Here is a 24,747-nt window from a genome sequence, read left to right as displayed (position 1 = left end):
CCGATGCGCGCGTTTCTCCATCTTGTGCTCACGCTCTTGCTCTCTTGCCGCCTCTGCCACGGCGTGGAGGAGGCAAAGGCTCGCGAAAAACTTCAGGGAGAAACGCCACTTACATCGCCCGGCAAGGCATTCTCGATCGTGAGGGTGAATACGGCGCCAACTCCGGAAGATCCATTGTGCATCGCGGAGAAGGTGGTCTTTGCCAAGACCAGCCTTGGCGAAGTACCGCTTGAGGTCACAGCTTGCAACGGATTCTACTTCATCTCGCCCGATGACCGCTGGATTCTCCGCCATCAAAAGACCGAGTTAGGCAATAGTATCGCAATTCTCTACCACGTCGAAGAAAACGGACGCGTGGGTTCGATACAAGGATTCGATGAAAGGATGTGGGCGGCTTCCGATTCCGTTTCGCCCATCAAGTTCGAAGACCTCTACACTGCCGCTATATACAGTGTAATCTGGTCTGCCGACTCGAAAACTCTCGTCCTCAAGATCGGCGGCTCCCACTTCTCAGACGGCCTTAGGGCCTTAGTCAGCTACGACATCAGCAAGAACACATTTCAGGCAAATACTTCGCCTGACAACGAAGACGAGCAAGACACGAAGTAGCTGCCTGCCGCCCACCGGATATCAGAATTCAAATTTCGACACCCATGCGCAGCCGCCGCAAATTCTTAGGAGAAGCCAGTTGTGCCGCCATCGGCTCGACCTCGGTCCTCTCCACGCTGCTGAACCTGACCATGGCGAATCACGCCGCGGCACAGGGCGGCCTCGCCGGGCAACGGAAGTCGCTGGTCTGCATCTTCCTCTCGGGCGGCTGCGACACTTTCAACCTGCTGATCCCGACCGACGGCAGGTATGCGGAATACACTGCATCCCGTTCGAACCTCGCCATCCCGCTCAATGATCCCGATCCTGCGAAGAAGATCATTCCCCTGACGGACAGCGGCTACGGCGTGCATCCCTCCTGCGGGAAGCTGGCGGAGATGTTCAACGGCACCGGCCAGTTCGCTGGCAGGAAGCGCCTCTCTTTCCTGACGAATATCGGGACCCTGATCGAGCCGATCGCCAACAAGCAGGCCTACCTCAACGGCAGCATCGCCGTGCCGAAGGCGCTCTTCTCGCACCGCGACCAGATCGAGCAATGGCAGACCTCGGTGCCGCAGGGCATGAGCGTCCTCAGCGGCTGGGGCGGACGCGCAGCGGACATCATCCACTCCACCCTCAATACCGAGCAGACCGCAAACTACTACATGCCCATGAATTTCTCGGTGGCGGGCAATTCGGCCTTCCAGATCGGCGAGAGCGAAGGGCAATTCGTCATCACTGGCGAAGGAGCGCTGGGCTTCACCGGAGCAGGCGGCACTTCGCCCGCACTCGTCGCGAAGAATCAGGCGATCCGCAGCATCATCGCCAGCCCGGTGGAGGAGCATTACAGCAATCTCTTCCACCGCACCCATGCGCGGACCACGGCCAACAGCGTCGAGCGCGGTGCGCAATTCCAGCAGCACTACGCCGCCCCGGGAACCTTGAACACCAAGAGCGTGGCCGATACGGTGCGGGATGCGCCCTTCCCCAATCACTACATCTCCTCCCAATTCCGCGCCGCGGTGAAGACCATCGCCATCCGCGAGCAGCTCAAGCTCAAGCGGCAGACCGTATTCATCGAGTTCGGCGGCTGGGACCATCACGCGGAATTGTTAGAGAACCACAGGAACATGCTGTCGGTCCTGGATGGCGCGCTCTACGCCTTCCAGCTTTGCCTCGAGCAACTCGGCCTGATGGATGATGTGATCACCTTCACCGCCTCGGACTTCGGCCGCACCCTGCGCTCGAATGGCCAAGGCACCGATCACGCCTGGTCGAGCAACCAGATCGTGATGGGCGGCCCGGTGCAGGGAGGCACCGTCCGCGGCAGCTTCCCCTCCCTGGTCATCGACGGCCCCGACGACATCGGTCGCGGCGGCCGCATCTTCCCCAAGCTCTCCGCCGACGAGTATTTCTGCGAGCTGCTCCGCTGGTTCGGCGTCACCGCCGGCGACATGGATAGCGTGCTGCCGAACATCCGGAACTTCTACAATCCGGCCAGCAGCGTGAACCCGGTGGGGTTCCTGGCTTGACCCGGAGCGCTCTTGCTCAGGGAACGCCTGCCATAGGAACCGTTCAGCGGGTGGCACGCTTCGGTTCCAATTTGCCAAGGACGAGGCCGTACCCTAGAGAGTAGAACCCTCCCGGAACACCCGTCCCGCCAGCCCGTTCATGACCCGACCGCGCGCGCTGCTCATCCTCATCTTGCTTGCCGCGATCGCTCTCTTCACATGGCGGGCATTCCGTCCCCGCACCACTCCGGAGGCGATTGACCTTCCTTCCTCCCAGACCGACAGCCAGGCCGCATTCCCGATTCCGGACCAGCCGACCGCTGCGGAACGCTTGCTCGAAGGCTATGGCGATCCTGCCACGCCGCCGATCGAGGACCTGCGCAAGATTCACCGCGTGGTCACCGGCTACTTCTCCATCGTGAAGGACTCCAGCCGCAATCCCATCGGCGGCAATGCCGACCTCGCCGCGGCCCTGCGCGGAGAGAACCCGAACCGCGAGGTATTTGTCAGGGCGGGGCATCCGCTGTTCGCCAAGGACGGCATGCTGGCCGACCGCTGGGGGACCCCGATCGTCGTCCACCCGGAGGAATTCCGCCGTCTCGGCCTGCGTTCGGCCGGGCCCGACCGCTCCCCCTACACCGCGGACGATCTGATCCTCACCCCCGCCGGTGCGCAGCAGCAGGCGAAGTGACTACTCCTTCACCGCCGCCGCGGCGAGCGCCTCGCGCACGTATGCCGCATGCAGGATGATCCCCATGCCCAGCGGATATCGTTGGATGTGCTCTTCAAAGCCGTTCTTCGTTCGCTCCTCATGGTGGTGCTGGCCGATCACGATGCCCGCGATCAGCGGATTGCCATCCTTGCCCGGAAAGAAGACCGGCCCGCCGCTGTCTCCGGCGAAGGTCGTGAAGTCGCCTAAAAATGTCGGATGCGACTTCATCGGCAGCAGCGGCGGACTCGCGAAGACCCCCTGCCGCGCCACCGGGAATCCCGCGCCGTTTGCTTCGAAGCGCTGAGGATAAGTCAGCACGAAAAGCGGGCTGCACACATGCACGCCCGAGTCCTTCAAGCCGCTCTCGTCCAAGAGCGCGGACTCCGGCAATGCCGCCGCCTTCACCGGCAGCTCGCCGGCCAGCTTCAATACCGCCACATCCTCTTTTGCATGACGGGTCCACAAGGGCGTCTCACCCTGGCGGATCGGGAGCGTGTGGTCGCGGCGCTTGTAAGAGCCATCCGCTTGTGCCTCCCGCAGCACCAGCACCGCGGTCTCGCCCTTGGTCCGCTCCAGCGTGTGAGCACAAGTTACCAGATAGAGCGCAGGATCGCCGTCACGCCGCATGAGAAAGCAGGTCGAGGTGGAGTCGGCATGGAAGAACTTGAAAGTCGCATCCAGCACTTGGGACGCGAAGTCCGCGGCACCCGCCGCTCGCATCATGACCAGGGATAACAGCAAGGCAAGGAGGGCTCTTTTCATCACGGGACAATGGTAAGCAGGCGAAGACCGCCGCCTTTCAACGCATCGCAGGGCACTTTCCGCTCCGGCGCAAGTGGACAATCCAGCGCCAGTCTTTCGCAAGGCCGCGGGAGCGGTGGATCCCGGCCCGCGCTAGGGTCGCTGCATGTCCGGAATATCGCCGCTCCGTTCGCCGGGTTTCGCCTACCGCTTGCAAGGCCCGCTTCCCCTCCTGCTCAATCATCTTTGCCTGCTCGGCGAGGGCACACTGATCCTCCGTCAGGAAGGGCTCAGTCTCGCCAAGGCCGGTCCCTTCGGCCTCTGCGTCGCCGATGGACGGCACGGCTGGAGCCTCCTGCGCGATGCGATCAGCGGGTTGGAAACCGACCTTCAATTCACCCGCCACGTCTATCTCCTGCCCGATCCCGACGACGGTGTCCCGGTCTTCGCCACCGCCGGTCAGAGCGGCGTGATCGATCTCTCGGTGCGGCTCCACGAGCACCACTGGCAATCCCGCGCCATCCGCGCCGTCATCGACAGTTGCGATGGCATCCCCATCGACGCGCGCAATGGCCGCAAGCTTGGTGCCGGTGCCTGGCTCGACGATTGGCAAGCAAGCCCGCCCGCGGCAATCACGCATCGTCTGGAGATCCTGGCCGCACTCGACGCCTGCCGCTGCCTGGAGGTGGAGCTGCATTCGCCCCTCCACCGCTGCGTCGCCGCCTTCCGCCCAGCCTTCCTGGATTCCGATGGCTCGGTGATCCGCATCGCCGATGCCTCCCGCAAGCACGTCGTCTTCGCCGATGTGGCGACACCCGGCTTCCGCTGGCAAAGCCTCGCCCCGGGACACCTCAAGATCCGCGTGGAATCCGAAAGCCACGCGGCGCAGATGGTGATCCCGGCAGCGTGATGGAGATGGTGCGGAAGCGGAAGAACCCGGCGGGCTCATTCAAACTGTCCGGAACTTCCCCTTAACGACGGGACTTCGAGATCGCGCTGATGACCAGCACGGCCACGACGACAATGCCGAGGATCAGCACGGCTCCCCTTTCTAGCCCGGAGCTAAGCCAAGCGATGACGAGCAGCAGCGCGGGACCAAAGTGAAGGATCGGCTTCCACTGTAGAGCGGGAACGCTTCCCGCCGCCAGCGGCGGGCCTGGCACCGGACTGGTCCTACCCGCAGCCCAACGCAGCAGCACGATCTGCAGGCCGATGGCGAGGGCAATGACGACCACGTTCCACAGCGCGAAGCTGGCGAGCAAGCGATCCGCCCAAGGCTGGAAGAAGTGGATCGCCTCGGGATCGCGGACCAGCGGTCCAAGCACATGCGCGCCGGACGCGGAACCCCCGTAAGCATAGTAGCCGATCGCCTTGCCGCCGACAGCGGCGTAACCGGCGATCGCCAGTCCGCCGAATGTCACCAGCAATGCAAGACCGACACCGCCGAGGGCGATACCACCGATCGCCACGCCCCCGTACGCGACAACGCCGAGGGCCATGCCGCCGAACGCGAAGAAGCCCTTCGCCACGCCACCGATGGCGAGGAAGCCCATGGCATCGTCCCCCACCGCCAGCCAGCCGCGGGCGATGCGGCGCTGCCCCGTGAGGGGATCGGCTCCCGCGGCAATGTGCAGCAGCGGCCAGCCGAGAAACTCCTGCCGCGAGCGGTAGTCGACGTTCTGCCACTGGCCGGTCGCTGCGGCGCGCGGGACCGGGACCGTCGCTTGCTCGACGGCGGCGAAGCGCAGGCCGCTGCAGTGTCGGCACCAGGCGAGCGTGCGCTTTCCGATTGAGGCGGCACCGATGCGGACGCCTCCGGCCGATGCGAGCGAGCGAGTGGCACCGCAGGAGGTGCAGCGCAGTTGCCACTCGCCCGGCGCGGCGGGAACCTCCCCCGCCGCGACCGTATCGATCACGCTGCGGAATTCACCGGCCGATTGGTAGCGGCGGCCGGGCTCGGTTTCGAGGGCGCGCAGCACGACCTCATCGAGCCGGACATCGATCTGCACGCGGCGCGAGGGCGCGGGCGGCCAGTTTCCGGGACGCTCGCCGGTGAGCATCTCATAGAGCACTGCACCGAGCGCGTAGATGTCCGCGCGATGGTCCACGGCGCTGGCGGCGGCGCGCTGCTCCGGGGCCATGTAGGCGGGCGTGCCGGAGCGGTCGGCGGCGGCACCGGCCAGCGCGGCGATGCCGAAGTCCGCGATCTTCACCCGGCCATCCCGGTCTAACAGGATATTCTCCGGCTTGATGTCGCGGTGGACGATGCCCTGCTCATGGGCGTATTGCAGGGCCTCGCAGACCGGCGGGACGATCGCGAGCGCCTGCTCCGGCGGCATCTTGCCCTCCCGCAGCAGGTCGCGGAGATTCACCCCGCCGACGTATTCCATGACCAGATAGTAGAGGCCGCCGGTCTCGCCGAAGTCGTGGATGGTGACGATGTGCGGATGGCTCAATTTCGCGAGCAACTCCGCCTCGGTGGCGAAGCGCCCGGAAAAGCGCGGATCGTCCACGCTTTCCGGAGCGAGGATCTTGATCGCGACCAAGCGGTTGAGCGATTTCTGGCGGGCCTTGTAAACCACGCCCATCCCGCCGCGGCCGAGGCACTCGAGGATCTCGAACTGCGGGAACTTGTCCGCAATCTCCTCCGGCGCGGGCGGCGGGGCTGGGCTTCTCCCGGGGTTTTCCGGATCGAGCGTGCGCGAGGCCATCGCCTGGGCCATCAGGCAGGCGGGGCAAAGCCGGTGCTGGCTGTCGGCCGGCACTGGCTTGCCGCACTCGGGGCATGACAGGGTCTCGTCCATGGCTCAGCGGCGTTCGCGGATCGCCCACGAGTAGCGGAGCAAGACCAGACCTGCCAGAACGAGTGCGACCCCCAGGGCCACCAGGAGTTTGAACGGCAGCTCCACGTGATGGTCTCCGAACTTGATCGCGATGCTTCCCAGCAGGCAGGCGACAAGCCCGGAGCCGATGGCGTGGTATTTGGATTGTGTCAGGATCATGGTGTATCGACGGGTTTCGGGTTCAGTGAAGGCGCAAGCTGCGCCCAATCGCCCTTACACGTCTCCGGCTTGCCGTTACCAAAATCTTTGCCGGTGGGTGGATCATTCCGAAAGGACGGCGAAGAGTGCCTGCATCTCATCATCGACCAGATCGTCGGAGGCCAGGGTCCGGGCGATCTCCTCCCGCAAGCGATGCCGGTAGCGCTTCCGCAGGCGGTGCACCGCGACTCGCGCCGCGCCTTCCGTCATCGCGAATTCCGCCGCGATCCCTGCGTAGGAAATCCGCTCGCTGCTGACGCTGAGGAATGGCTTCCAGCGGACGAAGTCCTCCTCCTCCGCCGCCAGATCGGAAAGCACCTTGTCGAGCAGCGCCAGCGCCCACTCGCGGTCGAAGAGTTTGTCGGGGCTGCGCTCGTCCGCCGACTCGAGGGCGAGGCCGCTCTCGGCATCCTGCCAATCGATCGATAGATGCGGGGCGAAGCCGCCGCGTTTCTGGCGATGGTCACGCTGCCACTCGTTCGCCATGTAGTTCTTGAGCGAGCCTAACAGGAAGGCGCGGAAGCGTCCGCGGTCGCGGTCGGCGAGCCGCAATCCCTGCCCTTCCAGCAGGTGGACGAAGAAGCCCTGGACGAGGTCTTCCGCATCCTGCTCCACGCGGCCGAGCCGCCGGACGTAGCGGTAGAGAGGCGGCCAATAGACCTCGAAGAGCAGCGCCAAGCCGTCGCGCGCACGCGAGTCGTCGTCCCCTGCCGCAGCGCCGACGATCGACCAACGTGTGGTCGCGAAGAGCGAGACATGCTGGCCGGAGGGCTCGGGCGTGGCGGGCATTTGCGAGATCCTACCGGATTTCCCGCCGGGTGTTACACGAAAGAATGCGGCAGGCCCCGGGAGGGCGGACTGAAGTCCGCGCTCCCGGGCCATTCAGAAACCCTCCGGAGCGGGCAAGGGCGGAGCCAAGGGAGCAGAGGCTTCGGGAATGCCCGGAACTCCGGCAGGCGGCTGAAGTTGAGGTTGAGGCAATGCAAACTGCCGGGGAGCACCTACAGCCGGAGCTGCCGGCATCGCACTGGGGGGCGCAGCCGCTCCCGGTACAGAGAATTGACCGGGACTACCTGCGGCAGGAGCCACACTCGGGTTCGATGCCGCACCAGGCATCGCAGAGGACCGCTGAAGTGGCGGCGGAGCAACCGGCTCTGGATTTGTCGGAACCCCGGAGGTGGCTCTGGAGGTCTCGACGACTTCGCCCAATTTCAGAATCTCCTCGCGGGTGTCCGCGCAGAGCTTCTGAAGGATCGATATCTTGCGCTCGAGCCGGTCCTGATCCGGATGATTTTGCGAGCGGGTCCCGTCCCCGATCATGCGTTCGAGTTCGGTATCCCGGAGCAGTCCTTGGAGCTTCTCATAGTGGTGGATGGCAACGTCGAGGTCGATCTGGGTGAGTTTCACCATGACCGGCGATGGCGTCTCGGCATGGAGGGCGGGCGCAAATCCCGCGAAGGCCACGAGCGTGGCGAGGATGGCATACCTTTTCATAAACGTTAGCGTTGGGGTTGGAGGTCCGCGTCTTCCTGGCGCTGGAGTTGTTCAATGTTGGCGCGCTCGTCTTCGAGCGACTTTTCAAGCAAGGAAATGAGTCGTTCTGCCTTGATCTGGTCCTGCTCCCCGGCCTCGCCGCTGCCGGAGAGAAGCGCGCGATCCAACCGGGCGTCGCGCAGGCGGGTCTGGAGGATCTCGTAGGACTTGAAGGCGGAGTTGAATTCGACTTCTTGCAGGCGGTCGAGGGAGCGGAGGACCGAAACCCGCGGGAGTGAGGCCTCGCCACAAACGTTCATGATTTCCTGGATGCGTCCGGCGGGAATATCCTTGTCTCCGCTGACACGGACCTGGCGCTGGGGATCGACGCGGGAGATGGCGACGAGTTCGAACCGCAGGGCCTCCAAGCTGATCGCCTTCCCATCAAGGGTGAGACCGCCATCCATGGTCAGGTGGATCTGAATGGCGGGCTTGGGCAGGAGCTGCGTGAGGGTGGGATCTAGCTCCCATTTCGGCAAGGGCGGTTCCTGCTGGGCGAGTCGATCGGCCTCCGCGATTCGATCGGCCTCCAGGGCAGCCTCCATTTCCTCCCAGAGGGTGCTTTTCCCGCTCGTCCCAAAAGAGATATTCGTGATCGCCGCCCGGCTACAGAGATCGAGAACCGCTTGGATCGCGGTGTAGGGTGTTTCAGCATCGGCAACGATCTTCACCGGCCGCTGCGGATCGGAAGCAGTCAATCTGTGGAGAGTTTCTAACAGACGATCGAAAGGCATTGCGAGTCCATCGAGCAGGAGGTTCCCATCCTTGGCGATGGTGATGACAGTCGGAGTGGCCGGAAGGAATTCGTCAGGATCGCTGGTATAGAAGAGCCGGACGAAGCCGTATTGGCGGCAAATCGAGAGCAGCAGTGCAGCCTCGGAATCCTGCCCTGCCTGCGTGATGGCATGGATCCGGACTTGGCGGAGAAGGTCCGCGGCGGCGAACTTTCCGAGTGCCGGGCCCATGTCTTTCCAAGCGAGGGCGCTGCCATCGAGTGTGAAAGAGCGAACCGTATCGGGGGTAAGCGAGAGCGTGATGAGGAGCGGCGGCGACTTGGAAACTTCAGCGTGATCCGAAGCATTCCAGAAAGTCAGGCGGGTGAATCCGGCACCGCGGCAGGCATCCAGGATGCCCGAGAGCCGTTCAAGGTCGATTTGCGGAGTGGTGCTGAGGATCTTGACCGGGCGCTCAGAATCCCGGGCGGCAAACTTTCGAAGCGTGGCGGCCAATTGCGGCAGATCGGTGGAGTTGCCGTTGAGGGAGAGTGCGCCTTTATCATCGAAAGCGATCCGGAGGCGGTTCTTGGCGATCGCCTTCCCGAGCCTGCCGGGATCGGTTTCCGTGAAGAGGCCGGGATAAGCGCTAGGATCCGGCTTGGCCAGAGTCGGATCGATCCCGGCGGGGGTGAACACGACTTTCCCAGATTGCTCCATTTTCTCAGCCAATTCGCGATGCTCGGAGTTGCGGGCCTCCACTTGCGCCCTCTCCCGGGCGGCGGCGACGGCCGAGCGGTTCAAACCCGCATAGACGATGCCTAGCATGGCCAGGATCGCGATGAGGCTGCACCAGATGGCGAGCACGGTCTTGCCCTTACGGGTGCGGCGGGCGAGGACGGCGAGGACGATGGAGGCGAGCGCGCAGCAGAGACCTAACAGAAGCACGATGCCCTCGCGGCTTGGATTGACGAAGGAGATGAGCAAGGGCGTGCCGAAGAGGGCGACGAGCAGCGTGATGAGGGCCAGGCGCGAGCGCGATTCCGGGATGGTGGGTTCTTGCGCCGGAGAAACAGGTGGCGGCGGCGGTGCATCCTCGCTCGGCGCGCCGGACCGGGCCGCCTTACCGGGCGACGGTTGCTGCGTCGCGGGCGCGGGCGGGGTGGCGGCGAAGGTCTCGACCACGGTCTTGAACTCGCCGGCGGTCTGGAAGCGCAGCTCGGGCCGGCCCTGCAGGGCGCGCAGCACGATCTCGTCGATCTTCACGTCGATGTGAACCCTGTTAGACGGGACTTCAAGGCGCTTGCCGGGGCGCTGGCCGGTGAGCATTTCGTAGAGGACGACGCCGAGCGAGTAGATGTCCGCGCGGTGATCGAGCCCGGCGGAATGGGTCGCTTGCTCGGGTGCCATGTAGTCCGGCGTGCCGGAGCGGTCCGCGGCCTCGCCGGCAATGGTGGCGATCCCGAAGTCCGCGATCTTCACGCGGCCCTCGCGGTCGAGCAGGATGTTCTCCGGCTTGATGTCGCGGTGGACCACGCCGTGGTCGTGGGCGAATTGCAGCGCATCGCAGATCGGCGGGACGATGGCCAGCGCCTGCTCCGGCTCCAGGCGGCCATCGCGCAGGAGATCGCGGACATTCACGCCATCGATGTATTCCATGACGATGTGGAAGAGGCCGCCGGCGTGGCCGAAATCATGGATGGTGACGATGTTCGGGTGATTGAGCCGGGCGAGCAGCTTGGCCTCCTTCTCGAAGCGGCTGGCGAAGCCGGGATCATCCTGCCATTCGCCGGCCAGGATCTTGATCGCGACGATGCGGTCGAGGGCCTTCTGACGGGCCTTGTAAACGACGCCCATGCCGCCGCGGCCGAGGCATTCGAGGATCTCGAACTGCGGGAACTTTTCCTCAAGTTCGGCGGGCGATGGCGGCGGCGAGGAGGAGGGGTGCTCGCCGGTCGGCATGGTCCGCGTGCGCAGGTTCATCGCCAGCAGGCAGCGCGGGCAGAGCCCCGCCGCGCCGGAGGGATCCAGCGGGGAGCCGCAGCGCGGGCAGGCGGGAGAGGCGCTCATGAGAGGGGATTCAGGGAATCCGGAGAGTTGTTACAGGAAAAAGGGGAAACATCGAACACCGAGGTAAATAGCCCTGATGATTTCTCAAAACTTCGACGTTCGGTGTTGGGCGTTCGATGTTCGATGTTTCCTTCAGCCCCCCAGCGCCTGCATCAGCGCGGCCATCTCCCCGTCCACCTCCTCCTCGCAGAGGACGGTTCTCGCGACCTCGGCCCGAACAAGGACCCGGAAGCGCTTGCGCAGGCGATGGACGGACACGCGGGCCGCTCCCTCCGTGCCCTCGCTATCAAGGGCGAGCGCGGCGTAGTCGGTCTCGCCACGGCCCGCGGTGAGGCTTGGCACGAGACGCGTGAACTCCTCCGCCCGGCCGGCTTCGCGGTATTCCCGCTCCAGAGCGGCCATCGCGGCATCGAGCATGGCAAGCGCCCAGCGGCGGTCGAAGAGTTCGTCGGGGGTGCGAGCCTGCTCCCCTTCCCTGCTGTAGAGACGCTCCGCGAGTTCGGCATCGAGCGGGACGAGATCGCGGCCGCCGCCACGCTTGGCGGCATGCTCGCGGTGCCACTCGTTCGCGAGGTAGCGCTTCAATGCCGTGAGCAGGAAGCTGCGGAAGCGCCCGCGCGAGTCGTCCGCCAGATCGAGCGAGCGCCGCTCCAGCAGCATGGCGAAGAAACCCTGGGTCAGATCCTTCGCGTCCTCGCCGGATTTGCCCGACCTGCGGATGACCGCGTAGATCGGGAACCAGTAGAGGCGGCAGAGTTCCTCAAGCGCCGCCGCCGACTCCCCCGCCCCGGCGGCAGCAACCAGCGACCAGCGGGTGGTGGCGAAAAGAGGAGGTCGGGTGGCCACGGTTCCGGGAAGCATGCGCTGCCCGGAGGATTCAGGAAAGGGCGGGGTTTGTTACCGGGAAAGTAGACCGCCTGACCATCATTCACCATCTCCCCGCGCAGCGCAGTCCTATTGATGATTGAGAGATTGGTGATTGATGATTTCTTCCAATCTACTCCTTCAGCCGGATCTTCAGCTGCCCCGGCTCGACCTTCATTTCCTCGATCCCGGCGACCGTGCCGCCCTTCCCGCCGCCGAGGATCTGGCCCAGGAGATCCTTGCCCTTCATCTGGCCGAGCCAGTCATTCGGCACGGAGACACCCCACACGGTCAGGTCGTCGAGCACCAGGCTGGGCACGCCGCCCTCCGCCTTCACGAAGAAGCGCGCGCGGGCTTTCAGCTTCTTGCCGCCGACCACGGGGATATCGGGATCGAGATCGGTTTCGAGGCGCGCATGGACGACATCGGTCCCGAGCTCGAACTTCAATTTGCCACCGAGCGTGGTCTTTTCGTTGAGCAGGCCATTGAGTTCCCGCTCGGTCAGCACGATGTCGCGCGAGCCCTTCTCGTAGGTCGGCTCGGCGGGCTTCTCCTGCTGGATGGCTTCCACCTTCTGCTCGACCGCGGTCTTCTCCGCCGCGCTGAGCTGGACCGGCTTGATCGGCCGGTTGAACCAGAACCACAGGCCGGCGGTGACAAGCAGGACGACGATGATGCCGATCAAGGCCGGCACGAGGCAGGAGCGGCGGCGCGGGACGGGAGGCGGGATATCAGCCATGGCAGGAGGACGCGGAACAAATCTGGAAACTAGGAAAAGCGGAACGGGCCGGAAGCAAAATCCCGGCCCTGGCAGCGAGCCGGGCCGGGATCAAAAATGGTGGAGGCGAGGGGAGTCGAACCCCTGTCCGAAACATCTTTCATGCGGGCTTCTACACGTTTATCCGCCGGTCTGAAGCTTCGGAAGGCGTAGGCCCGACGGCCGCGTTCTCCTTCCTAGAAACCTGTGGATCTCGCCAAGGTGTCCGGTTACCCGACGCCAAGGCCAGCACGCTAAGTGTTCACCTTCCCCCACCGCGTGCGCATGGGTTCCGGTGTCGCTGTCAATTAAGCAGCGAGGGCAAGCTCGTTAGAGTCTGCATTTATTTGTTTTGAGCGGCTTTTTAGGAGGCCAGCCGATCAACCTCCACGTGCAGCCAGCACTGCGAACATCCCGTCGAAACCAGAACGCCCCCATTGACTGACGCCGCAACCATGGCCCCGGATGCCCCCGGGGGCAATTGGAATTTTGGGGGGGTGGGGTTGGAATGGGGTAAGGAGCCACCAGAGGGAAGAAGCCAGAGATCCGGGGGAGGAGCTGGGACCAGCGGCGTCGTGCGGGAGTGGCGGCAAATCCGCCGGACCTCAGCAAGCCAAGCTGAAGATAACTAAATTCATGCTTAATTTCTCCTACATCAACCAATGTTAGAATGTCATGGAAATTTCCATTGGAAATTCAATGATCATCACCGACTCACCCTTCAATCATGAGCTCCAGTCTGGAAATTCCGTGACAGCGGCATGCTTCGGTGGATAAGCCATTGTCGAACTGCCTCCCCGGTTCCAAGCATCATGAGCGACCCCACCTCCCCCGGTGCCGACAAGCCTGTCGGCGATCAGCAGGACAAGCCTCCCGTCACCTTTCTAGGCAAGGCGAACGACACGCTGACCGCCATTGCCGCGACTGTCGGCACGATTGGCACAATCATCGCGACCATCGCGGCGAATCTGGCCAGCGGTGCCAAGGACGAGGCGAAGGATGCCAGCGGCAAAACCACCGAGCTGAAGGCGACGGTCGATGACATCCGAGCACGCCAGATCGCGCTGGATGACAACTACCGCTATGTGGAGTTCTTCCTGAAATACATGGCCCCGGTGGAAAGCGGTGACAAGGGCCAGCAAGGATCGCCGGCAACGACTCCTCCCGCAGCCTCTGGGGCAGCAGCACCAGCGGACGGAACCGCTGGCCAAGCCGCCATCAAACCGGCGGATCGCAAGAACTCCCGCGAATCCGAGATGGCTGCCCGCTTGGCTGCGCTTTCGGTGATCGCGCATGCGAATACCAGCGCCGGCGGGAATTCGCCGGCAGAGACCCGGGGTGCCTTGCCGATCTGCGTGGCTCTGATGGAGGGAAAGCACGGTGCGGTGGCAGCCATGGATCCCAATCTGGCCTTTGTGAAAAGCTGGATCGTCTTCGCGGAAGCAAGCGAAGACCCCTTGATCCGATTAACGGCGATTAAGGCAATCGCCATTATCTGCCGGATCGCTGCCCGCGACGAGAACGGCCCCTGCCTGTTAAAAGGAATGGGGATGATGGAACGGCTGATCCTCCTCTACGATCCAGGTGCCTTGGACAAGGCCTCAGACACCCTGATCAACATCGACCAGTTCATCGTGCAGGGACAAGCACTTGTGGTACAGTCGGAACTCTTCAACTACCTGGAGCGCAGCCGCGGCTACCAAAAACTCCGTAAATCGATGGCAAGCCGGGACCACGAGGATCTCGACAAGCTGCGGGATTCCGTCGCCGAGCAGTTGGCCAAGAACACAGTCGCCGCCGACAAGCAGCGTGCCAGCTTGGCTTGGGGGGGCGTAGATACCGGGGCGAGCGCGGTCGATGCCGTAGCAGACTTGGAGAAGCGGAAAGAGGCGCTGAAAGAGGCCTCCCAGTCGACTGGCAGCGCGGTTGCTCAGATGGCCCAGGCACCGCCTTCCGCCTTGGCGGCGGCCCAAGAGGTGCCCGAGACAGCCAGCACCCTCCCCACCGCGCCCACGGAGGAACAACGCAAGGCATCGATCATCGACTTGATCGCCAAATTGCCGGACGAAAACGAGACGGTCCGGCACAAGGTGCGCGCGGATCTGGCGCTCTATCGCCAAGATGCGATCGAGCCCTTGGCCAACAAGCTGGACGAATTGAACAAACTGGGGGCTCCCGATAACAACGACACCTACAAAACCAAGCTGGGCATCGCGCTGGCCTTGTCGAAAATGCAGCAGCCCGTGGTTCTGACGTCCGCGCAACTTCAGGCGGTCATGCCACTGTTGGGAGCTGCGGATCGCGACTCCCGCTCGGCGACCTTGGATTTCCTGATCAACCTGGAATCGCAATCCACGCTGCACGCCGCGTTCGATGCGCTGGTGTCGGCGGTGGTACCGGTCTTGAAAAAGGCTTCCGGCGAGATCACGGGGCAAGACGAGCGACTGGTGATCAATGCGGTGACGGTGATGGGCGGATGGGGCACCGCCCTGAACAAGACTCTCAGTGGTGTCACACCATCCACCCCGGGGATTACCGCACCGGTGCTCAAGGAATTGTCTGAGAAAGACCCGCTCCGGAAACAAGCGATCGAGGCCATCGACAAATTGGCGGTTCTGGCTGCTAAGGAGCCCAAGTGGAACAAAGCCCGCGACCGGATTACCTACATGTCCCAACGTGCGAAGGCATTCCAGGACGCGGCCGAGAAGAAAGAAGCAGAAGAGGAAAGGACAAGACCGGCCGCGGCACAGGCAGCTCAACCTGCGGCTGCTCCACCCGCGGTAGTTCCACCCGTAACACCACCCCCTCTCCCCCCTCGATGAAAACGATCTTGATTCCGCTGGTACTGGCGCTTGCAGCAGCCGCGATTGCTCCCTTCTGCGTGCCGGGGACGGAAACGAAGGGCTTCGCGGTCGGTGACGAGCTGGTCGTGAGGGTCAACGACACCCAGTTGTTGAAGCCTCCCGGGGGAGAGGATGACAATGATGCCGAGCCTCTGACCCTGTTCATCGAGAGCCGGGCGATGGGGCTGGCACCAAGCGTGACGAATCCTCACGAGAAATTGCTGCACTTCCGCCTCGAGCGGACGCCAGGAAACGAGCGCCATTGGCGAGAGCTGATGAAGCGATCCGAGGACCCGGGTGAGGTCTTCGCGCTGACGGTAGGGCGGGCCAGCAAGCCGGAGGAAGCGGAAGCCGCGCTGGTCTACGATGATGACCAGAAGGCTGCCGCCAAGGAAGCCGAAGATCTGGCTGCCACCGCCAGGGACGCTGCCGCCAAATCCGCGGCCGCCAAGGCTGCCGCTGACCACACTGGCACCACCACCACCGAGAGCGCTGCCAAGGCAACTGCCGACAAGGAAGCCGCTGAAACGGCCTCCATCACCGCCAAGGCAGTTGCAGACGAGACAGCGGCTTCTGAGAGAGCCTTCGCCGAAAAGAGGAAAATTAGCCATGGCGACAAGTCTCACCGTCTGCACCTGAAAACCTACACGCACCCGGGGTGGTACTCGCTGGCGGCGGCACTGGTGATCTTCGCCTTGGCCACGGTGGTGATGCAAGGGGCGACGACGGGGATGCTGCGGGATCTGGAGGCTTGGGATGAGAATGGTGTCCCCTACCATCCCTATAGTTTGGGGCGGGTGCAGATGGCATGGTGGTTCCTGGTGATTCTGGGAAGCTATCTGTATGTCTGGATCATCCTGGGGAACTGGAAGGATCTGAATCCCACCGCGCTCACGCTGCTGGGGATCAGCGTGGTGACCGGGGTATTCAGCCGCTCCGTGGATGCGACCCGGAAGGATTCCCTGGAATTGGGCCAACCCGCCGCGGGCCAAGCCGCCGCGGACCAAGCCGTCGTGGGCCAACCCGCCGCGGACCAATCCGTCGCGGACCAGCCCGTCGCGGACCAAGCCGTCGTGGGCCAAGCCACCGCGGACCAAGCCGCCGCGAACCAATCCCTCGTGGGCCAACCCGTCGCGGACCAGAAACCCAAGCCCCAATTCCTGCTAAGCTCGAAGCGGAAGCAAGATGCAAAGGCCTGGCGCTTTCTGACAGACATTCTGAGCGATAAAAGCGGGGTGAGCCTGCCTCGGCTGCAGATGCTGGTGTGGACCTTGGTGCTGGGATGTGTCTTCCTGGTGGAGTTATGGAAGTACAAGGAGATGCCGACCTTCGGCGATCCGCTGCTGTATCTGATGGGAATTAGTTCCGGCGTCTATCTCGGATTCAAGTTCCCGGAGAACAAGGAAGCGGACAAGGCACAGCAAGCAGCCAGCCAGCCGGAAGGAGGATGAAGCCAGTCACTCCGGCGCGATGATCTGTTGGAGATTCCGGACGAGCAGAGCCTCCGGATCGAGTTCGCTGCGGAGACGGAGCAGGAGGAGGATGGCGAAGGCTTGGCGGTAGGCGTCTTCCTGCGGGGAATGGCTGCAGAAGCGATGGTCGAGGGCGATGCCGGAGCTGAAGGTGGAGAAGGGAATGCCGTGGTCGTCCTGAAGGTCGGGAACATTCACGGCGATGAGGTGGAGGCCGAAGACGGTCCAGCAGTGGCGCTCGGTGATCTCGTCGGAGTCATTGGTACCCGGTGTGCCGAGGAGATGGGAGACGGCGTCGAGAAGCGCGGGCCATTGCGCTTGCTTGAGGAAGATGTGCAGTTCGTCAGGGAGGGCGTCCGTGGGAAGCACGGGGAGCGCCGGGGTGGCCCCCTGCCCTGCCGGTGCCGGTGCGGGTGTTTCTTCTTCGGGCGCGGCAGCGGAGGGCGATGGGTTGGCGGAGGATCCGGTGAGCCAGTCCTGCCCCATCGCGATCCGGTGCTTGATCTCTTCCAGCGAAAGCAGCAGCCCTTGGTCATTGTCCACCAGCACCGGGCCATGGGCGATGAAGCGGGAGATGGCCGCATCGGCATCTTCGGCGAAGCGGAACTGCAGCATCGAGAAGCTAGGAACCGGGATAATCTGGCGGATCATCGCAAGTTGCCCGTCCGAGAAGGCCGCGCCGACGCGGGAGTCCTGATTGAAGACAAAGGAGCCGCGCAAGCTACCACCCTGCACCATCAGCCGCGGCGGAGAGGTCTGGAGTTGCACCTCGCCCAGAGAGCGGTAGGTCCCTGCCAATTCCTCAAAATCCAGAGGGGCACCGGAGATCAGAATGATCCATTGCATGAGTTTGCGACTTCAGGGGTGGACTGGAGACCGTGGAACATACGAACTACGACCATGGAAGGCGGAACTACGGAGGGGTCGAGGAAGAACTCTCCGAACTTGCGCAACGCCGCCCCTTACCCCGATCTTCGATATTGGAAGTCCGTCACTTCATGCCCATCCTCCCGGCGTGAAGCCCGTCAACCACTACGCTGTCCACCACGGCCTCTTCGCCGGGGAGTATCCTGGCGACTTGAGCCCGAACGTCGCGGAGACCCGCGTGCGGGAATTGGTGGACAAGGGCGTGCGGACTTTCATCGACCTGACGAGCCACGAGGACGGCCTACAACCCTACGAGCCGATCTTCATGGAGGTAGACATCGACGGGACCATGGGGCTGAAACGCTACTCCTTCGAGATCCCGGACATGAAGATCCCCTCCGGACCCGCCGTCATGCGCGGCGTGATGGACTTGATCCGTTCGGAGATCGAAGCCGGGCGCCCCTGCTACGTCCACTGCTGGGGCGGCATCGGCCGGACCGGCACCGCGGTCGGTTGCTGGCTGCGCGAAAACGGCATGAATCCCGCGGCGGCGCTGGCCGAAGTGCAGCGCCTCTACGAGACTCACATGGATGAGGCGAAGCGAGCGCGCTACCCGCGGTCCCCACAGCAGCCGACTCAGTTGAAGTATGTGACGGACTGGCCAGGGCGGCCCGAATGATGCCAGCCCCCCGGGACCGCGGGGGCAGGCATCGCTTAAAATCCCTCCGCCAGCCGCTTCTCCGAGACCTTGATCTCCACCGGCACATCCGGCGCGAAGAGCGAAAGCCGATACTCCTCTAACAGCCAGCCGTATTCCCACAGCGCGGGATCCTCCGGCCTCGCCGTCCAGGCGATGAACCACGGCTGCCAGAACTTCCGCACGCGCTCCATCTTTTCCAGATCCTTCACCAGCGGCAGGCTGGAAATCCGCCCGATCCGCGAGCGCATGCCGCGCATGTAGCGATCATACGATCTCAGCCGCGCGAAACCCGTGCGCCACGCGAAGCGGGACCGCAGCAGCCACGCCAGTTCTTCTTCCAGATCGGCGGCCACCGCGGCGAGGTGGCGGTCCTTGCGATTGTCGTGGATCCACTGCCGCACCGGCCCGATCGCCTCGAAGCCGGCATCCAGCGACTTTGAAATCATCGCAGCGGCCTCGAACCAGCGGCCCTTTGCTTCCTTGGCCTTCGCGGCGAATTCCTGCGGCGTGGCCATCCGCTTGCCGCCGAGCGCCCCCTCCCCTGCCAGGGCGATGAGGTCGTCCATCGAGGTGCCGAGCCGCGGCAACTCCACCTTCGCCATCATCCCCAGCGGATACTTCTTCTTCAGGTAATTCAGTTGATCGGCCTGCGCCAGCATCAGCAGGCGCACCTGCCCGGCGCGGTGCGATTGCGCGGCCTCCGCAGGCTTGGAAAATGCTTTCACGCCGACGCTCCCACCCTCATCGACCAAGGCCGGATAAGCAGGGCCCGCGGGGGTCTCCACCTGCTCCGGGATCTCCCCCTCCGTCCACTCCTTCATGCCCTTGCGCTCCCACTCGGCATTCGCGGCGCTCTCGAAGCGCTCGGTCACCACCTTGCCGAGCTTCGCCTGAAGCGCCTTCACGTCCTTGCCGAAGGCCAGCTCCCGCTCCTCATCATCGCAGACCCAGACCTTGGTGATCAGTTCCTCCGGCAGGCGCTCCATCTCGAAGCTGCGCGGGGTGATATCGTATCCGGAAAATTTCGATAAATACTGCGCCAGTCGTACTTCCAGCGATGCATCGGGTTCGCGGTTCCGCCACTGGTCCGCGAAGCCGCTGGCAGCGTCGGCCACCGGCTGGCATTCGCGGCGCAGGTCCTTCGGCAGCGAGCGGATCATCCACTCCGCCCGCCAGGTGAGATCGCCCGGCACGCCCCAGCCCGGCAGCCATTCGGGCAGGCGCGGCAATTGATCGATGTGCACGCCCATCGTCACGCCATCGTCGCGCTCGCCGGGCGCGGTGCGGTAGTAGAGCGCGTACTCATCCCCGCCATGCGCGAGCCAATCCGGATACCCTTCCAGATCCAGGTCGTCCAGATCCTCCAGCACCACATCGTTCCGGCCGGGCACCAGGGTCTCGCCGTGCATCCCTTGCCAATCATGAAAAGCCTTCGTCGTGGACATGCCATCCGGCAGGCGGCTCTCGAAGAAATCGACAATCGCCTCCTCGCTCCACAACCCGCCGGGCCGGCGCAGCTTGTGCTCGATGCCCTCGATCTCTTCCTTCAGCGAGGCGAGCCGCTCCAGCGCCCGCGACTTCCCCTTCACGCCGCCCTGTAGCAGACCCTCGCGTACAAAGATCCGCCGCGCACCCGCGGGATCGATGCGGCCATAGTGGACGCGCCGCCCCGCGACGATCGGCAGGCCGCCGCAGGTCACCGTTTCCTTCGCATAGACCGCGCCCTGCTGCTCGTCCCAATGACCCTCGCCATAGCGACTGGTGCACAGATGCGGCGCGACTTTCTCGACCCATGCCGGGTCAATCCGCGCCAGTCGGCGGGCCCACAGGCGCGTGGTATCGACCAGCTCCATCGCCATCACCCAATCCCACTTCTTGCCGCCGAAGAGACCGGAGCCCGGAAAGACCGCGAAGTGCCCGCCGCTCGCGCTGCGGTAGGCCCGCTCTTCGCGGTCCCTCAGGCCGAACTGCCGCGGCACTCCCGCCAGCAGTGCGCGGTGCAAGGCATCGTAGGGCGCGGACGCCTCGACCGTGGCGGCCAGCGGCTTGACCTGCCAGCGCAGATCCCGCGCCAGCAGCTCCTTCAGCTCGTCATGGACGTTCGCCCATTCCTGCACCCGGCGGTAATTCAAGAAACTATCCCCGCAGTACTTGCGGAGCTGGTTGCGCTTCCAGCCGCGGCCCTCGCGGAAGCGCTGGACGTCGCACCACAGCCGCAGCATCCCGCGGAAGTCGGAATCGGCATCCTTCCAGCGGGCATGCGCAGCATCGGCTTCCTTGGTCTTCTCGGAGGGGCGCTCCTTTGGGTCGTTCGACTCCAGGCCGGAGACGATCGGTAGAATCTCAGCGAGACAGTCTTCGTGGCGCGCTTCCAGAAGCATCCGCGCCAGCCGCGGATCGACCGGCATCCGCGACATCATGCGCCCGGCCTCGGTGAGCTGCTTGTCTTTGTCAATCGCCCCGACCTCCCGCAAAGTACGATACCCCTCGGAGATCGCCTTCGGTGAAGGCGGATCGAGGAAGGGGAACTCCTCGATGTCCGGCAGCCCCAGCGATTTCATCCGCAGGATCACCCCCGCCAGCGAGCTGCGGCGGATCTCGGGATCGGTGAACTCCGCTCGCTCCGTCAGATTCTCTTCGGAGTAAAGCCGCACGCACACGCCCTCCCGCACGCGACCGCAGCGGCCCTTCCGCTGCCGCGCGCTGGCCTGCGAGACTTCCTCGATCTGCAGGCGCTGCACCCCCCGCCCCGGGCTCCAGCGGCTGACCCGCGCCAAGCCGCTATCCACCACGCTGACGATCCCGGGAATGGTCAGCGAGGTCTCCGCGACGTTCGTGGCAAGGATGATCCGCCGCCGCGAGCCGGGCTGGAAGATCCGCTGCTGGTCGCCCAGGCCGAGCCGGGCGAAGAGCGGCAGGATCTCGGTGTTGCGGTACTTGCGGCTGTCCAGCGCGTCGGCGCAATCGCGGATCTCACGCTCGCCGGGCAAGAAGACCAGCACGTCGCCGTTCGGATCGACATCGGTCAGCCAATCGACCGCGCGCGGCACATGACGGACCAGTTCCTCGCCGTCATAGGACGGCAGGAAAAACTCCTCCACGCCGAAGGTCCGGCCCTCCGCCTGCAGCACCGGTGCGCCATCGAAAAACGTCGCGAAAGCCCCTGCATCCAAGGTCGCGGATGAGATCACCAACTTCAGATCCTTCCGCCGCTCTAACAGCCGCTTCAGATAGCCCAGTAGGAAATCGATATTCAGCGAGCGCTCGTGGGCCTCGTCCAGGATCAGCGCATCATACTTGCGCAGTTGCGGGTCGCCCTGCGTCTCGGCCAGCAGGATGCCGTCCGTCATGAACTTGATCCGCGTCTCCTTCGAAGTCCGGTCCTCGAAGCGTACCTGATAACCGACAAATCCGCCCAGCGGCCCCTTCAATTCCTCCGCCACCCGCTTCGAAACGCTCGCCGCCGCAATCCGCCGGGGCTGCGTGCAACCGATGGTGCGGGTGCTGCCCGCCAGCGCCTCCGCGACCATCTTCGGGAGCTGCGTGGTCTTCCCGGACCCCGTCTCGCTGACCACCACGATCACCGGATTATCCCGAATCGCGGCCACGATCTCCCGGCGCATGCCGACGACCGGCAGGCTCTCGGGGTAGTTCAGTGGTGGCAAGACCTCCGGCATCGCGCCGGGGACTTAGCGGCGAAAGCCCTCATGCTCAAGCGCGGTTTGTTACGGAGAGCTGAGGAAAGCAGAGGTTAACCGTAGAGGCGCAAAGGTCGCAGAGGAGCGCGGAGCAAGAGTTGTCGTGAGAAATCGGAACGGAAGGCTAAACCAAGCGCCAGCCCCCTCCTCACCTCTTCCCGCGCAGCGGCAGACCGATTGATGATTGGAAGATTGATGATTGGTGATTCTCCCCCGCCTAGTGATTGATGATTTCTTTGACTCTCAGCTCCTCCGGCACCCCCGAGCTCGCCCCCAACAACCCTCCTACCACCGCCCCGCGGTGACAGTTGTCCCCGCCTGCCATCGTGTTCGCCACCAAGCCGGCCTTGAAATCATCCGCATACTTCCAGGCCAGGAAGAGCGAGGAAGGCATCGCGTCCTCCACATAGCAGGCCGCGCTGAAGCGTTGTCCCACCACGTGGTTGTCCTCTTCCCCCGCAGCAATCCACGCCTCGATATCCTCCGCCGCCAGCCAATCCCCCGCCTCGGCCCCGATCGCCTCGCGGATGCTCTTCCCACCCGCCACCGCCACCAGCAAGCGCACCAAGGCATCCGCGGCCCTCAATGCCTCCGGATGCGGATGGGTCAGCCCCACGTGCTCCTTCACGATCGCCCGCAATTCCTCCAGCGAAGTCCCCTCCAGCGCCGCCACCAAGGCAGGCACCTGCGCCAAGCCCCCGATGTGCTTGTCGGACACCCCGCACTCCCGCGGCGGCTTGCCCTTCGCGTAGTTGGTAAAGAAGTTCCGGTGATACTCCTCCACAAAGGTATCCCGGTGCCAACCCGGCTCCAGCATCCGCGCAATGTAGCGCTCCAGCCAAGCATCCGCATCATAGCCTCCGCGCTCCTTCACGAAATCGTAAAGCTCGATCGCCAGTTGGAAGTTCAGCGTGTTCTCCCCCGCCTGCAGGAACTGGTGGTAGTGAATCCCCGCCATCCCGTAGTACTCCGCCTGCTCCCGCAGAATATCGCCCTTCTCATTCAACGCCGCGTAGTGCGTCCGATCCATGAAGGTCCCCGTATGCGGATTCTTCGGCGCGATGAAATGGTCCACCACCCCATACTCACGCAGCAGCGCCTCGCGGTCGTAATACCAATGCACCGGCATCGAAAGCGCATCGGCGGATAGAGAACCTCGGTAGGCGGCGGTGTAGGGAGTCATAGGCGATTGGTTATCGCCGGAATTCCCGAACGCAAGCGACGATGCACAACCACATCGGAAAGAATGCTACTCATAGTCCGTCGGCGGGCCTTCTCCGCCGTGCCTAAGGTGGCCCATGCGTACCGCGGACTTCACTCGCCTATTTCTTCGCAAAAATGCTGCTCCGATGGGTAGCAAGAAACGCGAGTTCAGGAAGCGCCGCGTCATCCGGGACGATCAGACGCTCTCCTTCGTAGCTCTCGAAACTCCCTGCGACTCCTTGCTGGGGAAAATGCTTCTTCAGAGCGGGCGAAATCACCATCCGCAGTTCGTCATCGAAGGTAATAAGCCCGCGGTCGAAGGCGGCATCGTGCAGGCGGGAAAGGCAGAGACCGTTTCGGACATTCAACCGCTCGTCAGTGTGGGTTTTCCACGGAAGAATGTGGGAAGCCACCAGCAATTCCCGAACAGGGATACCCGTCACTCCGCAAGCCCCTCCGAAGTTATTGAGAACGGCATCCCTGAAATATTCCTGACCGCGACGCTGCTTTGTGGTAACAAGCACCTCGGTATCTCCCAGCGGGCGCTTGCGGACCTTGATTCCTTCTAGGGGAAGCACCTCCAATTCGCTGTCCGGCCCCGCCTCGAACATTTGCCGAAGGATCTCACGGCTTTGGGGCACTATTTCTTCCGGTTTCTGGTGGAATTCCTCCCATACATCGCGATCGAGCGCACTGGCTCCCTCGAGCCCCTTGATTCCTCGCATCTTCAAGGCGGGATCGAGCGATGCGAAGTTGCAGAGTTTCATTGCCACGCTCCCCGGCGTACGACCGAGCTTCCCCGCAAGTTGGATGATCACCCGCTGGCGCCCATGAAGCTGCCCGAAGGTGAGATTGTGGTAAATGCCCAGGGCGACGGTGAGTTCGTCCCGGGTCCATCGCTTGCGGCTTGGCATAGTGGAGATCTATGTGGGCAAAAGCCTTTGGAGAAGCCCGTTCACCATACCGGCCTTCGATTTCAGCGGGCTGATAGGAACTTTTCGAACCGAAACGCTAGAGCATCGCGATTTGGGCGAAAATCCACCTCACGAGGCACTCTCATTCCTGTTCCATGAAGTGCTTTCAGTCCCTCAAGAAGCGGCCCATCAGTTTCGGAGAAGATTCTATCGGAAACCTCGATCCGAAGATCTGGAGAGATTCCGATTAATAGAGTGTCATATGCGGTGTGATGCAGAGTCGAGAGAGCGATCCCGTTTGTGACATCCGCCACCCCCATCTCGTGACGATCCGGATAAATGTGAGCGGCTGTCAGAAGCGACCGCACAGGAAGTCCTGATAGGGCGCACCTTCCACCGTAAGCATTGAGCACCATTTCTCTGAATGCAGACTGGTGGATTCTTTCCTGAACTTCGCGATTGCGATACCTCCGCTCTTCCTCCCTCACAGAAGTGAGTGACTCGGGTTTTGCCGCTGAAG

General features: G+C 63.6%; 20 protein-coding genes and 1 other RNA gene. 7 read left to right on the top strand and 14 right to left on the bottom strand.

Going from position 1 to position 24,747, the window contains the following annotated elements:
- Window positions 1-3 precede the first annotated feature (3 nt).
- The 3 genes from ABWK72_RS21375 (at window position 4) to ABWK72_RS21365 (ending at window position 2,790) form a co-directional block, all read left to right on the top strand.
- Window positions 4-609 (top strand): hypothetical protein, encoded by a 606-nt coding sequence (locus ABWK72_RS21375; protein ID WP_367871611.1) that lies wholly within the window; start codon window positions 4-6, stop codon window positions 607-609.
- Window positions 610-653: 44 nt separating this feature from the next.
- Entirely contained in the window at window positions 654-2,120 is a 1,467-nt protein-coding gene (locus ABWK72_RS21370) for a DUF1501 domain-containing protein (protein ID WP_367871610.1), read from the top strand.
- A gap of 139 nt (window positions 2,121-2,259) precedes the next feature.
- Window positions 2,260-2,790 (top strand): hypothetical protein, encoded by a 531-nt coding sequence (locus ABWK72_RS21365; protein ID WP_367871609.1) that lies wholly within the window; start codon window positions 2,260-2,262, stop codon window positions 2,788-2,790.
- Here ABWK72_RS21365 and ABWK72_RS21360 read toward each other — a convergent pair whose 3' ends face one another.
- Window positions 2,791-3,573 carry a serine protease gene (locus ABWK72_RS21360; protein WP_367871608.1) on the bottom strand — a complete coding sequence of 261 codons (783 nt, stop codon included), beginning with the start codon at window positions 3,571-3,573 and terminating at the stop codon, window positions 2,791-2,793. It abuts the gene before it with no gap.
- Between the two features lie 145 nt (window positions 3,574-3,718).
- Between ABWK72_RS21360 and ABWK72_RS21355 the strand changes: the two genes are divergently transcribed.
- Window positions 3,719-4,462 carry a hypothetical protein gene (locus ABWK72_RS21355; protein ID WP_367871607.1) on the top strand — a complete coding sequence of 248 codons (744 nt, stop codon included), beginning with the start codon at window positions 3,719-3,721 and terminating at the stop codon, window positions 4,460-4,462.
- A gap of 61 nt (window positions 4,463-4,523) precedes the next feature.
- Here ABWK72_RS21355 and ABWK72_RS21350 read toward each other — a convergent pair whose 3' ends face one another.
- From ABWK72_RS21350 to ssrA, 8 genes are all read right to left on the bottom strand, one after another.
- Complete coding sequence (locus ABWK72_RS21350; RefSeq protein WP_367871606.1) at window positions 4,524-6,356, bottom strand: serine/threonine-protein kinase; 1,833 nt, start codon at window positions 6,354-6,356, stop codon at window positions 4,524-4,526.
- A 3-nt stretch (window positions 6,357-6,359) separates the two neighbouring features.
- Window positions 6,360-6,554 carry a hypothetical protein gene (locus ABWK72_RS21345; RefSeq protein WP_367871605.1) on the bottom strand — a complete coding sequence of 65 codons (195 nt, stop codon included), beginning with the start codon at window positions 6,552-6,554 and terminating at the stop codon, window positions 6,360-6,362.
- A 102-nt stretch (window positions 6,555-6,656) separates the two neighbouring features.
- Window positions 6,657-7,382 (bottom strand): RNA polymerase sigma factor, encoded by a 726-nt coding sequence (locus tag ABWK72_RS21340; RefSeq protein WP_367871604.1) that lies wholly within the window; start codon window positions 7,380-7,382, stop codon window positions 6,657-6,659.
- A gap of 93 nt (window positions 7,383-7,475) precedes the next feature.
- A complete protein-coding gene (locus tag ABWK72_RS21335; protein WP_367871603.1) occupies window positions 7,476-8,087 on the bottom strand; it encodes a hypothetical protein in 612 nt (203 codons plus the stop codon).
- Between the two features lie 5 nt (window positions 8,088-8,092).
- On the bottom strand, window positions 8,093-10,909 hold the full coding sequence (locus ABWK72_RS21330; RefSeq protein WP_367871602.1) for a protein kinase: 2,817 nt from the start codon (window positions 10,907-10,909) through the stop codon (window positions 8,093-8,095).
- Between the two features lie 132 nt (window positions 10,910-11,041).
- A complete protein-coding gene (locus ABWK72_RS21325) occupies window positions 11,042-11,755 on the bottom strand; it encodes a sigma-70 family RNA polymerase sigma factor (protein ID WP_367871601.1) in 714 nt (237 codons plus the stop codon).
- A gap of 151 nt (window positions 11,756-11,906) precedes the next feature.
- Complete coding sequence (locus ABWK72_RS21320; RefSeq protein ID WP_367871600.1) at window positions 11,907-12,512, bottom strand: hypothetical protein; 606 nt, start codon at window positions 12,510-12,512, stop codon at window positions 11,907-11,909.
- Window positions 12,513-12,609: 97 nt separating this feature from the next.
- Window positions 12,610-12,966: a transfer-messenger RNA gene (ssrA, locus tag ABWK72_RS21315) on the bottom strand.
- A 376-nt stretch (window positions 12,967-13,342) separates the two neighbouring features.
- Between ssrA and ABWK72_RS21310 the strand changes: the two genes are divergently transcribed.
- Window positions 13,343-15,352 carry a hypothetical protein gene (locus ABWK72_RS21310; protein WP_367871599.1) on the top strand — a complete coding sequence of 670 codons (2,010 nt, stop codon included), beginning with the start codon at window positions 13,343-13,345 and terminating at the stop codon, window positions 15,350-15,352.
- Window positions 15,349-16,824 (top strand): hypothetical protein, encoded by a 1,476-nt coding sequence (locus tag ABWK72_RS21305; RefSeq protein WP_367871598.1) that lies wholly within the window; start codon window positions 15,349-15,351, stop codon window positions 16,822-16,824. The genes ABWK72_RS21310 and ABWK72_RS21305 overlap by 4 nt, the downstream gene beginning before the upstream one ends.
- Before the next feature lie 6 nt (window positions 16,825-16,830).
- Here the strand turns inward: ABWK72_RS21305 and ABWK72_RS21300 are convergent, their stop codons facing one another.
- Window positions 16,831-17,691 (bottom strand): hypothetical protein, encoded by an 861-nt coding sequence (locus ABWK72_RS21300; RefSeq protein ID WP_367871597.1) that lies wholly within the window; start codon window positions 17,689-17,691, stop codon window positions 16,831-16,833.
- A 169-nt stretch (window positions 17,692-17,860) separates the two neighbouring features.
- Here ABWK72_RS21300 and ABWK72_RS21295 point away from each other — a divergent pair, with 169 nt between their 5' ends.
- Complete coding sequence (locus ABWK72_RS21295; RefSeq protein ID WP_367871596.1) at window positions 17,861-18,391, top strand: serine/threonine protein phosphatase; 531 nt, start codon at window positions 17,861-17,863, stop codon at window positions 18,389-18,391.
- Window positions 18,392-18,426: 35 nt separating this feature from the next.
- Here the strand turns inward: ABWK72_RS21295 and hrpA are convergent, their stop codons facing one another.
- The 4 genes from hrpA to ABWK72_RS21275 all read right to left on the bottom strand — a co-directional run bounded on the left by hrpA (window position 18,427) and on the right by ABWK72_RS21275 (window position 24,643).
- Window positions 18,427-22,089 (bottom strand): ATP-dependent RNA helicase HrpA, encoded by a 3,663-nt coding sequence (hrpA, locus tag ABWK72_RS21290; RefSeq protein ID WP_367871595.1) that lies wholly within the window; start codon window positions 22,087-22,089, stop codon window positions 18,427-18,429.
- Window positions 22,090-22,327: 238 nt separating this feature from the next.
- Complete coding sequence (locus tag ABWK72_RS21285; protein WP_367871594.1) at window positions 22,328-23,293, bottom strand: ADP-ribosylglycohydrolase family protein; 966 nt, start codon at window positions 23,291-23,293, stop codon at window positions 22,328-22,330.
- A gap of 139 nt (window positions 23,294-23,432) precedes the next feature.
- The gene (locus ABWK72_RS21280) at window positions 23,433-24,227 is read right to left on the bottom strand and encodes an HNH endonuclease (RefSeq protein WP_367871593.1); all 795 of its coding nucleotides are present in this window, start codon (window positions 24,225-24,227) and stop codon (window positions 23,433-23,435) included.
- 62 nt (window positions 24,228-24,289) lie between these two features.
- Window positions 24,290-24,643, bottom strand: a complete 354-nt coding sequence (locus ABWK72_RS21275) for an HNH endonuclease (protein ID WP_367875365.1) — start codon at window positions 24,641-24,643, stop codon at window positions 24,290-24,292.
- Window positions 24,644-24,747: the final 104 nt, after the last annotated feature.

The sequence above is a fragment of the Luteolibacter sp. Populi genome (assembly GCF_040801775.1).
GTDB lineage: Bacteria > Verrucomicrobiota > Verrucomicrobiia > Verrucomicrobiales > Akkermansiaceae > Haloferula.
Note: the sequence above shows the minus strand (reverse complement) of the source record. Positions and strands in the feature narration are given on the sequence as shown.